General features: G+C 39.3%; 10 protein-coding genes and 6 tRNA genes. 12 read left to right on the top strand and 4 right to left on the bottom strand.

Annotated elements, in window-relative coordinates:
* Positions 1-18: 18 nt before the first annotated feature.
* On the bottom strand, positions 19-1,131 hold the full coding sequence (gene ispG, locus IMZ31_RS12890) for a flavodoxin-dependent (E)-4-hydroxy-3-methylbut-2-enyl-diphosphate synthase (protein ID WP_036785833.1): 1,113 nt from the start codon (positions 1,129-1,131) through the stop codon (positions 19-21).
* Between the two features lie 103 nt (positions 1,132-1,234).
* Positions 1,235-1,618 carry a hypothetical protein gene (locus IMZ31_RS12885; RefSeq protein ID WP_207527740.1) on the bottom strand — a complete coding sequence of 128 codons (384 nt, stop codon included), beginning with the start codon at positions 1,616-1,618 and terminating at the stop codon, positions 1,235-1,237.
* A gap of 126 nt (positions 1,619-1,744) precedes the next feature.
* On the opposite strand from IMZ31_RS12885, the gene IMZ31_RS12880 reads away from it, so the two are divergent.
* Both IMZ31_RS12880 and IMZ31_RS12875 read left to right on the top strand, forming a co-directional pair.
* Positions 1,745-2,371 carry an NfeD family protein gene (locus IMZ31_RS12880; protein WP_242705561.1) on the top strand — a complete coding sequence of 209 codons (627 nt, stop codon included), beginning with the start codon at positions 1,745-1,747 and terminating at the stop codon, positions 2,369-2,371.
* A 252-nt stretch (positions 2,372-2,623) separates the two neighbouring features.
* Positions 2,624-4,219 carry a methyl-accepting chemotaxis protein gene (locus tag IMZ31_RS12875; protein ID WP_207527739.1) on the top strand — a complete coding sequence of 532 codons (1,596 nt, stop codon included), beginning with the start codon at positions 2,624-2,626 and terminating at the stop codon, positions 4,217-4,219.
* 32 nt (positions 4,220-4,251) lie between these two features.
* Here the strand turns inward: IMZ31_RS12875 and IMZ31_RS12870 are convergent, their stop codons facing one another.
* Positions 4,252-4,731, bottom strand: a complete 480-nt coding sequence (locus IMZ31_RS12870) for a DUF1189 family protein (protein ID WP_207527738.1) — start codon at positions 4,729-4,731, stop codon at positions 4,252-4,254.
* 228 nt (positions 4,732-4,959) lie between these two features.
* Here IMZ31_RS12870 and IMZ31_RS12865 point away from each other — a divergent pair, with 228 nt between their 5' ends.
* Entirely contained in the window at positions 4,960-6,615 is a 1,656-nt protein-coding gene (locus IMZ31_RS12865) for a Na/Pi cotransporter family protein (RefSeq protein ID WP_207527737.1), read from the top strand.
* Between the two features lie 59 nt (positions 6,616-6,674).
* On the opposite strand, the gene IMZ31_RS12860 is transcribed toward IMZ31_RS12865, so the two are convergent.
* Complete coding sequence (locus IMZ31_RS12860; protein WP_207527736.1) at positions 6,675-6,980, bottom strand: hypothetical protein; 306 nt, start codon at positions 6,978-6,980, stop codon at positions 6,675-6,677.
* 230 nt (positions 6,981-7,210) lie between these two features.
* Between IMZ31_RS12860 and IMZ31_RS12855 the strand changes: the two genes are divergently transcribed.
* From IMZ31_RS12855 to IMZ31_RS12815, 9 genes are all read left to right on the top strand, one after another.
* Positions 7,211-7,285 (top strand) — tRNA-Asn (locus tag IMZ31_RS12855).
* Positions 7,286-7,287: 2 nt separating this feature from the next.
* Positions 7,288-7,364 (top strand) — tRNA-Met (locus tag IMZ31_RS12850).
* Between the two features lie 86 nt (positions 7,365-7,450).
* Positions 7,451-7,526: transfer RNA gene (locus IMZ31_RS12845), tRNA-His, on the top strand.
* Between the two features lie 7 nt (positions 7,527-7,533).
* Positions 7,534-7,610, top strand: a tRNA-Ile gene (locus tag IMZ31_RS12840).
* 21 nt (positions 7,611-7,631) lie between these two features.
* Positions 7,632-7,724, top strand: a tRNA-Ser gene (locus tag IMZ31_RS12835).
* A gap of 127 nt (positions 7,725-7,851) precedes the next feature.
* Positions 7,852-7,927: transfer RNA gene (locus IMZ31_RS12830), tRNA-Phe, on the top strand.
* A 250-nt stretch (positions 7,928-8,177) separates the two neighbouring features.
* Positions 8,178-8,789: a superoxide dismutase gene (locus IMZ31_RS12825; RefSeq protein ID WP_207527735.1), complete on the top strand. Its 612-nt coding sequence runs from the start codon at positions 8,178-8,180 to the stop codon at positions 8,787-8,789.
* Between the two features lie 187 nt (positions 8,790-8,976).
* Positions 8,977-10,251, top strand: coding sequence for an MFS transporter (locus IMZ31_RS12820; RefSeq protein WP_207527734.1), 1,275 nt, complete (start codon positions 8,977-8,979; stop codon positions 10,249-10,251).
* A gap of 80 nt (positions 10,252-10,331) precedes the next feature.
* The gene (locus IMZ31_RS12815; RefSeq protein ID WP_207527733.1) at positions 10,332-12,515 is read left to right on the top strand and encodes a peptidoglycan D,D-transpeptidase FtsI family protein; all 2,184 of its coding nucleotides are present in this window, start codon (positions 10,332-10,334) and stop codon (positions 12,513-12,515) included.
* Positions 12,516-12,541: the final 26 nt, after the last annotated feature.

Below are 12,541 nucleotides of genomic sequence, written 5' to 3'. Positions count from 1 at the left end.
CCAGCTTTTTTGAATGAATTATTTTGCTTCTGCTTCAGCAGCTTCCTTCGCCTTCTCGGCAAAGTACTCTTCAGCAATACGATCGACTTCTTTCTTAAGTTCATCAACCATGGTTTCCTCAGGTACTTTTCGAATGATTTCTCCGTGTCGGAATAACAATCCTTCTCCTCGAGCACCAGCGATACCGATATCAGCTTCGCGCGCTTCCCCCGGACCGTTAACGGCACAACCAAGTACAGCGACTTTAATAGGTGCCTTAATAGTTGAAATGTACTCTTCCACTTCGTTGGCAATTGAAATTAAGTCAATTTCAATACGACCGCAAGTTGGGCAAGAAATCAAAGTAGCTGCGTTATCAGCGAGTGCGAACGATTTTAATAATTCGCGACCTACTTTAACTTCTTCAACCGGATCTGCACTTAAGGAGATACGCATTGTGCTTCCTATTCCTTTGTTAAGAATAGCTCCAAGACCGGCAGAACTTTTTACAGTTCCGGCAAATTGTGTTCCAGATTCTGTGATACCCAGGTGTAGTGGATAAGAGATCTGCTCAGCTGCTTTCTCGTAAGCATCGATAGCTAAGCGTACATCAGAGGCTTTCAACGATACAATAATATCGTGGAAGTCTAATTCCTCTAAGATTTGGATATGGTGTAAAGCACTTTCAACCATACCTTCAGCTGTTGGGAAACCATATTTCTGTAGAATACGCTTCTCAAGTGAACCTGCGTTAACGCCAATTCGAATCGGTACACCTTTAGCTTTTGCTGCATTTACAACAGCTTCAACTTTCCAACGTTTTCCGATATTACCTGGGTTAATGCGGATTTTGTCAGCTCCACCTTCAATTGCTTTCAGTGCTAATTTATAGTCAAAGTGAATATCGACTACGAGTGGAATGTTAATTCGTTTTTTTATCTCAGAAATAGCGTCGGCAGCTCGCTCGTCTGGGCAAGCAACGCGGACGACCTGACAACCAGCTTCTTCTAGTCTTTCGATTTCAGCAACAGTTGCTTCTACATCATGCGTCTTTGTTGTTGTCATTGACTGGATGACAACTTTATTGCTTCCACCGATCACAAGATCGCCTACGCGTACAGGACGCGTATCTTTTCTGTGTGTAATAGGCATATAATCGCTCCTTTTTACAAATGCGATGTTTCATGATTATAAAGATACCACACTCATTATAAGGGCAAAAGAAAAAAATATGAAGTCACGAGTCTTCAAATTTCTAATGTTTTTCGTTTTTGTGGTAATAAGGGAATAAGTAGATCTGGTTCATTTTAATGGTGTTGGGATCTTGTCCTTCGTTTATGGATTCAAAATCGGCGAGCATTTGTTCAATCGTAACGGGTGGACCATCCTTGTTGATCTTCTCCATAATGGATAAGACTGTGTCTCCTGCTTTGACACGGTGTTCAATCACGCGGAAACGTTCTTGTTCAATACTAGGGTCTGAACGTTTCGTTGCTTCTTGATTTTCTTGTGCTTCCTGATCTTCGGCTTTGGAGACAAGTTCCTTAGGAAAAGTGCCTGTAGTCAGGTCATGTCCAATACTAACAAAAAATAAAATCATTGTAACAATGAAAAGAATTCTTTTCAGGATTGGATTCATTTACTTCACTCCCTTTTGGCCTGTAGTAATAGTTCTACAAATAAATGAAATTCCATTCTTTTTGAAACAAAATTATGAAAACAAACGTATAATTATATATATGAAGAAAAAAAGGGGGGGACGGCTGTGATTGCAATAGATGCGGCCTGGCTTGCTTTAGTTATAACAGGACTTGGTACTTTATTTTTATTTGGAGAATTGTTAGTCAACATGAGAGGAATATTTGGTGTCGTTGGCATTGCTTTTATCACATTTTACTTTCTTACACACCTAGATCCAAGCATGTTCGTTATTATGATGATTGTGTATGTCATTAGTCTTGCTCTAATCATTTTGGATGCTAAGGTCATCAATGATGGTACTCTTACTACGGTAGGCAGTATCAGTATGTTACTCGTAGTCGGTATGAGCGCACCTGACTGGGTAACAGGGGCTTATGGAGTATGTGGTGTGCTCATAGGTGCAATCAGCTCTTTATTATTTTTAAGAGTATTTCCAAAAAGGGATTTGTGGACAAAGATTACGCTCGTTGACAAGCTCTCTTCAGAAGCGGGCTACAATTCGATGAATGAAAGTTACGCGACCTTAAGTGGTCAGAAAGGAATAACCCTCACACAATTAAGGCCTGTGGGGACGATTAAAATTGGTGAGCAGGAATATAGCGCTGTTTCAAATGGACATTGGATTGAGAAGGATAAAGAAATTGTAGTTGAACAAGTAGATGGGACTAGAATCCTGGTCAAAAAGACATAAAATTTACGTTAAATTATGTGCATTTTTACACTCCGTTAATATTTAACATGCATACTCTTCGATGGATAAGAAATATTTTCTAACGGGGTGTTAGGAGTGCCATTATTTACTCTTTATTCACTATTCAAAAAAATACGACCTTACAATCTTAAGAAGCGACTTAAAGCAGTTCCTCGGCCACATTCGATGTCTCTTTCTTTTCAAGCTAGGGTATCCTTAGTTATATGTATACTTTTCTTAGGTTCTATATCATTGGTTAGTTGGCTGTCTTATTCTAAAGCTAAAGAAAGTCAGCTTGAATTAGTAAGAGATCGCCTGGAACGTGAAGTGGATGTAACAAGAGAAAATGCGGAGAATATGATGTTTGCCTTAGTAGGCGAAGAGCAGGTCTTCAAAGACCGCATGAAGGTATATATATCATCTCAACAATTTGAGTTGGTTCAAGATGGGTTTTCGGCGTCTACAAACCTAATTACTAAAGGTGGAGTAGTTTCATTACCATTAGAACAGTCAAATCAAACTCCGTTCAATGATTCCCTAATTAAAGAAATTAGAGCAGAAGAAAATGGTTCCCGTGTTGCCTCATGGAAAGGTGAAGACTACATGTTTGCCTATGGATCTGTACAGGAACTTAAAGGTATTTTCTTAATCGGTGTACCTGTAGCGGATTATATGTATTCGGTTCATCAATTAGCTAAGTATTCTTTAACGGCTGGGATTGTTTGTTTAATTGGTGTATTTATATTTGTTATCTATTTTATGAAAAAGATGTTTAAACCACTATTAACCCTTCAAGATGTTATGCGTAAGGCAAGAGAAGGAACGTTTACTCAACCTGATACTGTGAACTCTAGTATTCCTGAGATACGATCGTTATCCAAAAGTTATCAAGAACTCATCCATACGATTAGTGAGATGTTTGATAACATCCAAACGGCTGTTTATTCTCTTGGGGGAACGAATGATGAGTTGTCAGCTTCTTCTGAGCAATTAGCTCTAACTCAGTCTGATATGAAGGAAGAATTACATAAGGTGATTAAAGGTACTGAGGGCACAGAAGGAGCTTTTGAAGAACAGACACACGTCTTTGAAGAACTAAAAAACTCATTACACATCCTTTTAGAGTCTTTCAATGAAATGTATCACGATCAGCAAGGTATGAATACGTCAGTTGAAGAAGGGGACAGAGGCGTTTCTTCAATTATGAATACATTAGATACGTATCATGAAGGATTCAAGCAGATGACTTCAAAAATTAATGAGTTTGAAGCATATACTGTAAATATTGGAGAAGCCGGGAAAATGATTCAGGAAATCGCTGAACGTACAAAGCTATTAGCCTTAAATGCTACAATTGAAGCAGCACGAGCAGGTGAAGAAGGGAAAGGCTTTGCCGTAGTGGCAGGTGAGGTACGGAAACTTGCCGACAACTCAAAGGAAGCCGCTCTTGAGATCAATGAAAAGATGGATCAGACACTCAATATCAGTCATTATTTGGCTTCTGAATTCCATGAGATGTACAAGCAACTTACTAAGCATTTAGATCACGCTCACCACTCAAAAGAATCCTTTGATCAGATCTCTTCTTACATTGAATCATTTAACCTGAAATTAGATCATTCAAAGGTGCAGGTTACACAAGCAGAAAAGATGCTGCCTAAAATGGAAACTGTATTTAAGGACTTTCACCAAACAACACAAGAAACACTTTTATCTGCGAAACAATTGGTTGATGCTGCTGAAATGCAAGAAGCTCAAATGAATGAGACGAACGAGGTAAGAGATCAATTAGTCTCTGTTTCGCAAGAACTTGGTGCTATAGCAGAAAACAAAAATAAAACAATTTAAAAAGATCCGAAGTCTTAAGACTTCGGATCTTTTTATGTAGACCTATGTTTAGGTTTAGGGATGTACCGTAAAATAGCGTAAAGGATTATGGTCGATAAGGCCATATATGTGACATAGTCTCCAGTTATTATGAAACCAACGTTTTCTACGATAGCTAATAATAAAGTTGGAATGGTAATGGCATAAGCGGAAAGCGCCCATGTATGTCTATATTGGATGTTTCGTTTTAGATAGGCGTTGATGCCAAGTCCGATAAAGGCGAGGATGGATACGTCAATAAATTTAATGCTTGTACTAATAACATACAAAATGATTAGCTCAACTGGTAAAGGTAGGGCTCCAATAGAAGCGGTGGAACGTGTGCCCAATAGAACTCCTAATAGTACAGGGATCATGGTTAAAAGGGTGAGGAAAAATAAATAACCGATTGGCTTTCCGACCTTTAACATCCTAAACGCTGACACTCGTTTAAATGAATAAAGGCTATATAAAAATTGCTTTGATAATTTCATATTTCTACCACCTACTCTTTGTTTATCACTTTTATCATAGCGAACCTATTTTGTACTAAGCAATAGAAAAAGGAGAGAAAATCATAAAAAGTAGCAGTATTTTTACTCGAATGTTAAGCTAATGTAAATTTTCGATTGATTAGTGTGAATTCCCTTTACAAAACGTTTACCTTTAATTAATAATGGTTGAGGGTTTTAAAAAACTACACAAATAGACAAAAAACTTGGATGAGGGGAGCAATATTTGTGGAAGGTATAAATGTTCAAGAGATAATATTTCAATTTGTTGGAGGACTTGGAATATTTCTTTTCGGAATGAAGTACATGGGTGATGGCTTGCAAAAGTCAGCAGGAGATCGGTTGCGCGAAATTTTAGACCGATTTACAACCAATCCATTTATGGGTGTTCTTGCTGGTATCATTGTAACCATTCTCTTACAAACCAGTTCAGGGACTACAGTATTAACTGTTGGTCTTGTAAACGCCGGCTTTATGACGCTCAGGCAAGCTATAGGTGTTATAATGGGTGCCAACATCGGTACTACAGTTACAGCATTTATAATCGGTATAGAAATAAAAGAGTACGCACTCCCGATTATAGCTGTTGGTGCTATACTTTTATTCTTCTTTAAGAACAAGAAAGTCACTTATTTAGGACAAACAGTATTTGGTTTTGGTTCATTATTCTATGGACTTAAACTAATGAGTACAGGTATGAAGCCACTACGCAGCTTGGAAGCTTTTCAGGATTTAACCGTAAGTATGAGTGATCAACCTATCCTTGGCGTTGTCATTGGTACTTTATTCACGGTAATTGTGCAAAGTTCAAGTGCAACGATTGGCGTTCTTCAAAGCTTATTTGAACAAGACGCTATTGAATTAGGCGCAGCTTTACCAGTCCTTTTCGGGGACAATATTGGTACAACGATTACAGCTGTTCTAGCTGCAATTGGTACAAGCGTTGCTGCTAAGCGCGCAGCATTTACGCACGTAATCTTTAATGTAGTTGGAACCACAATTTTCTTATTAATTATTAATTTATATATTCCATTCATATCATATCTCCAAGATAAATTGGACTTGAATGAACCAATGACTATCGCGTTTGCTCATGGAATCTTTAACTTTACAAACACTGCGATTCAGTTCCCATTCATTGCCTTATTGGCTTTGATTGTAACGAAATTAATTCCTGGAGATGATGTTGAGATAGATCAAAAGCCTAAGCATCTTGATCCAATCTTCGTTGAGCAATCTCCATCCCTTGCATTAGACCAAGCAAAGTCAGAAGTTATGCGAATGGGAGAATTTGCCTATAAAGGACTGGAGGAAACGAGTCAGTACTTGAATAATCATAGTCCGAAGCATGCTAACAAAGCTATGCAGTATGAAGAAGGAATCAATAATCTTGACCGAAATATTACAGAGTACTTGGTAAGCTTATCAAGCTATTCATTAACTGAATTAGAAAGCCATAAACACTCTGCCCTTATAGATTCCGTGCGAGATATTGAACGTATTGGAGATCACTTCGAGAACCTTATTGAACTTGTTGACTATAAGATCTCTAATAAAGTGCACCTTACAGAACAAGCTCAAGAAGACTTGAATGATATGATTAACCTAACTCTAATTACTGTAAAACAAGCTATGAAAGCATTGGAAACAATGGATCGTGAAGAAGCACTTGCCGTTGTTCAAAAAGAAAACCAGATTGACCAATATGAACGATCTTATCGTAAGAAGCATATCCTTCGTATGAATGAAGGTGTTTGTACAGGACCTGCTGGTATTGTATTTGTTGATATTATTAGTAACCTAGAACGTATTGGTGATCACGCTGTAAACATTGCAGAAGAAGTGTTAGGCGGAAAACAGAATTAATTCCTTTTCAAAAGCCCAAAGCATCAGCTTTGGGCTTTTTTATGCTTTGTTAATGGGAACTATTCAATTGGCGTGACAAAATGCGTACGAGGAGTATAGGGACGGAGGCTAGCCGAGAAAGAGTCTGGACGTGCAGCTGGAGTGTCGAGACGAGGTTCTGGAGCGTCGGAACTGGCCGCAAAAGAGTCGAGACGAGGTCTTGTAGTGTCAGGGCAACCGGCAAAAGAGTCGAGACGAGCGCCTCTAGTGTCAGGACGACCAGCAAAAGAGTCAAGACAAGCGCCAGTAGTGTCAGAACGACCGGCAAAAGAGTCAAGACAAACGCCTGTAGCGTCGCAACGAGAGTCAAAAGTGTCCGGACGCACCGTCGCCCCTCACAAATAGAGTCGTTCCCAGTACGTATAAAACCGGAATATAAATTGACAAAGGACAAGTGAATAAAAATTTTAAAAGTTTTTATTAAAAAACCCTTGTACAAACAGGACATACCATGCTATATTATTCGTGTTGCTTCATTTGAGAGCAAAAAAGTTGTTGACACTCTTAATAATGCATGATACATTATATTGTGTCGTTAAAGAGACGTTTTAATTATTCCAACGTAGCTCAGTGGTAGAGCTATCGGCTGTTAACCGATCGGTCGCAGGTTCGAATCCTGCCGTTGGAGCCAATGGCGGTGTAGCTCAGCTGGCGAGAGCGTACGGTTCATACCCGTGAGGTCGGGGGTTCGATCCCCTCCGCCGCTACCATACATAAATTGTTTTTCTTACTAAATAACATAAACACAGTTCATGTTATAAAGAACAATCATGAAAAAGACAACTTAAGAATTATGGCGGTTGTGGCGAAGTGGTTAACGCACCGGATTGTGGCTCCGGCACTCGTGGGTTCGATCCCCATCAATCGCCCCATAAGATTGGACCCTTAGCTCAGCTGGTTAGAGCTATCGGCTCATAACCGATCGGTCGCAGGTTCGAGTCCTGCAGGGTCCACCAATCTTAGTCATTTTTTAGCTCGGAGGAGTACCCAAGTTCGGCTGAAGGGAGCGGTCTTGAAAACCGCCAGGGGGTTAACGCCCCGCGGGGGTTCGAATCCCTCCTCCTCCGCCATTATTATTTTCTTCTAAGAACGGAAGTCAGAATACGTTCTTTTTTATTTTCCAAATGACTTATCATTAAATAATGTATTATAATAGCCTTCTTTTCTCAGTATTCGGAAGGGTTATATGATTAACTTGGCTCGGTAGCTCAGTCGGTAGAGCAACGGACTGAAAATCCGTGTGTCGGCGGTTCGATTCCGTCCCGAGCCACCATTTACATATGATTGATTCAAAACAAGCAAAAGTGCTTGTCTTTTTTTTGCTCAATTTTAGTAAGATGAAACCTTCGTTTTATGTTTTAAATCTTGGAGAAAAGGTTATTATATCTATGTGCGCGTTGAAGCCTATTTGTGATGCATAACATTTGCAGATGTCTTGGACCTTTGATACGCTTACAATGTAACCTTCATGACCGGATTGGTACCAAGAAGGAACTACATACTATTTAAGGAGGAGATTCAAAATGGCTAAATTTGAATTACCAGAATTACCTTACGCATACGATGCGCTTGAACCTCATATTGACAAGGAAACAATGAACATTCACCACACTAAACACCACGCAGGTTACGTTAACAAGCTTAACAATGCTCTAGAAGGTCACGCTGATCTTCAGGATAAATCACTTGATGCACTAATTGCTGATCTAAACGCAGTGCCAGAAGACATCCGTACAGCGGTTCGTCGTAATGGTGGCGGTCACTCTAATCACTCTTTATTCTGGACAATCATGTCTCCAAATGGTGGCGGAGAGCCAACAGGCGAATTAGCTGACGCGATTAACAGCAAATTCGGAAGCTACGATGAATTTAAAGAGAAATTCGCAGCTACAGCAGCAGGCCGTTTCGGTTCTGGTTGGGCATGGTTAGTAGTAGACAACGGTGAAATCGAATTAATGGACACATTAAACCAAGATTCACCAATCATGGAAGGTAAAACACCTATCCTTGGTCTTGATGTTTGGGAGCATGCATACTACCTGAACTATCAAAACCGTCGTCCTGACTATATTGCAGCATTCTGGAATGTAGTAAACTGGGATGAAGTTGCTAAGCGTTACGCTGCAGCTAAGTAATATAATTCTAAATGACAATAAGAGTCCTGAACCTCTATAGAGGTTCAGGGCTTTTTTATTGCGAAATCATATACACCTTCTCACTACCTAAGTGGTGCGCTTCATCGCTTTCTTGTTACTTAGATGGATTATGGTATAAGTGCCTCCTATTTGAAAACAATAAGGACAGAGTAGGAGGCGTATATATATGAAGAAAGGATTAAACGCAATTTTAGGTGAAGTCGAAGTAACCCGAGATTTAATTCTTTTGTTATCGATTGGAGGACTCTATGCTTTAGGGATCTTCTTATCCAATACATTTGTGAATATTTATTTATGGAAGCAATCAGGGGAATATGTGGCGATTGCGCTCTACAATTTATCCATTTACATTATGCAGCCCTTAACGTTTATATTAGCGGGTCGGTGGGCTAAACGTATGGATCGTGTAATCGTATTGCGACTTGGCGTTATATTCCTCTCTTTATTTTTCCTAACTGTTTTGTTCTTCGGAGAGCAGGCAGCAAATTATAAAATTGTGTTAGGATCTGTTTTGGGTATAGGTTATGGATTTTACTGGTTGGCTTTTAACGTTTTAACGTTTGAAATTACAGAGCCGGATACAAGAGACTTTTTTAACGGCTTTTTAGGATTGTTGCAATCCTTTGGAGGAATGATTGGTCCAATTTTAGCGGGGTTTATCATCTCAAGGTTAGCTGCGAACACAGGATATACGGTAATCTTTACAATATCTCTTAGCTTGTTCGTGCTTGCTGTTGTCTGTAGCTTCTTCCTTAAAAGAAGATCTGCTAAGGGGGATTTCTCTTTTAAAAGGATCATTCACGAAAGAAAAAGGGACCGTAATTGGAACAAGATATTGTATGCCCACACTTTTCAAGGACTACGGGAAGGAACATTCCTTTTTGTAATATCTATATGGGTATTCATCACAACCCAAAGTGAACTAGCGTTAGGCACCTTTAACCTTGTATTTTCAGGTTTTGCGTTTTTGTTTTATTACTTAGCTACTCGGTTTATAAAACCGAAACGACGTAAGTGGTCAATTTTTGTGGGAGGATTAACCCTGTATTTGTCACTATATTTAATTTTAATTCATCTAAGCTATCCTACGCTGTTAATTTATGCGGCCATCATTGGGGTTGCATATCCAATTTTGTTCGTTCCGTATATTTCATTAACATATGATGTTATTGGAAAAGCATGGCATGCTGGGGAGATGAGAATTGAATATATCGTGGTAAGGGAGTTGTTCCTAAACTTGGGTAGAGTGATTTCTATTGCGATATTTTTAACAGGGATCACGTTCTTTTCACCTGAAACGATTATTCCCTACATTTTGATGATTGTCGGAGCAGGTCATTTCATTATATATTTCTTTATTAAGGATGTTAATTTTCCAGCGGATACGAAAGAGGAGTCCATTTTTGTAAAGAATAAGCTCGCCGACAATGATAATCGATAAACAGTCCTTCTGTTTTATAGTGAAATTTAGGCAAAAATGCTATAATAGCCTCAAACTGTTTATTAGAGGAGGAGAGACTTATGGGGAAAAAGAACAAGAAAAAGAAGTCTCATCTTCCCTTTCGATTAAATGTGTTATTCTTTATTATCTTTCTTATGTTCTCAGGAGTCGTGTTAAAGCTTGGGATGGTACAAATCCTACACGGTGCTGAAGCACAAGAAGAGATCAATCGAACTACAAATGACACGACAAAGAAACCTGTACCGAGAGGGAAGATGTATGATCGCTATGGCAATGTAATTGTGGATAATTCACCACTCTATGCCATTACATACACACCACCCAAATCAACCAATCAGGGGAAGCATTTGGAGATTGCCAAAAAATTAGCGCCCATGATTGAAAAAGATACAAAGAAAGTGACTCTTCGTGATAAGAAGGACTATTGGATATTAGTAAATAACGAAGATAACCAGGCAATAAAAGAAAGATTGTCTGTAGAAGAACAAACGTATACGGAAGAAGAGCAGGAGACAGGAGCGGACACGCCGTATGAAATTCTGTTAGATCGCATTGATCCAGAACAAGACCTTCAATTTTCGGATCAAGAATTAGAAATCATTGCGATTAAGCGTGAATTAGATAGTGCTTATTCACTCTCTCCTCACATAGTGAAGAATGAAGGCGTTACGCTCGAGGAATACGCAACGGTTGCAGAAAACCTTGATAAACTCCCGGGTATCAATGTCAGTACGGATTGGCAAAGGGAATATCCATATGGTGATACGTTCCGTAACTATTTAGGTAGTGTTAATATGTCAGGAGTTCCTAAGGACCAAAAGGATTACTTTATGTCTCGCGGATATAGCCTAAATGATCGTGTAGGTACAAGTGGATTAGAAGAACGTTATGAAATGGTGCTCAAAGGTCAAAAGGAAAAGATTGAGCATACGGTTAACAGTGATCAAGAGGTTATAAACTCTGAAGTTATTCAGGAAGGTACGCGTGGGAATGACCTGAAGTTGACTGTTGATTTGGAACTTCAAAAACGGCTGGATGAGATTGTGCAGAAGCACTTAAAAGAAGCCGTTACTCGCTTTCCTGTACAAAATCAACATATGAGTGAAGCGATGGTTGTTATGATGGAACCTAATACAGGTGAGGTGTTAGCCGTTTCAGGTCAAAAGTACAACAGAGGAGAAGATGGCGAAGAGCCTTACTTCCAAGACTTTTCCTTAGGGGCTATCACCCAGCAGTATCCACCTGGGTCTGCTGTCAAGGGTGCTACCCTTTTAGCGGGGTATGATTTTGGTGTTGTAAGGTATGGGGAGAGAATGTTAGATACCCCAATAAAAATTAAAGGGACTGAAGAAAAGGCATCATACCGAAATATGGGTATGATAAATGATTACCAAGCTCTTCAATTGTCCTCAAACGTTTATATGTTCCGTATAGCAATGAAAATGGCAGGAGATGACCATTACGTAAGAAATGATCCGTTAGAAACTGTGCCAGGACGCTTTCAGGTAATGCGAGATTATTTTAGTCAATTTGGTCTCGGTGTAAAAACTGGTATTGATATGCCTGCTGGTACAGAATCCTATGGGTATCAAGGGCAGGATCCAGTTACTTCTGACATGCTTAACCTATCTATTGGCCAGTATGATAGTTACACCACAATGCAATTAGCTCAATATGTATCGACAATTGCAAACGATGGCTATCGCATTCAGCCTCGCCTTGTGAGTGAAGTACATGAACCAGATGTTCAGTCTGAAGAGCTTGGTCCTGTCATTGAGTCATACAGCCCCAATGTTTTAAATAAAATCTCTATGACACAGGAAAGCATTAATCGTGTAAAAAGAGGGTTTGAGCTTGTGTTTCAATCAGATGGAACGGCTTATAGTAATTTTGGAGAGGAAGTAGATTACTCTGTAGCTGGTAAAACAGGAACAGCACAAGCAAAAGTGTATGAAATTATCCGTGATGAATATGGAAATCCAATTGGGGTAGGAAATACAACAGATGTTGAAAACTTGACTCTTGTTGGGTATTCTCCTTCTGAAGATCCAGAAGTGGCATTTGCTGTTGTAGTTCCAAACACAGGTATTATTAGTGGATATACTCCCCAATACCCAATCAACAAACACATCGGTCGCGATGCTATGGATGCCTATTATGATCTAAAAGAAAATCGTGCTGAAGCTATGGAAGATAAAGAGCAGTCAGAAGAGGAAACTCAAGACGAATCAACAGATCAATAAGGGATAAAGGAAGTAATGAGGGTTAT

It is taken from the genome of Pontibacillus sp. ALD_SL1 (assembly GCF_017355605.1).
Note: the sequence above shows the minus strand (reverse complement) of the source record. Positions and strands in the feature narration are given on the sequence as shown.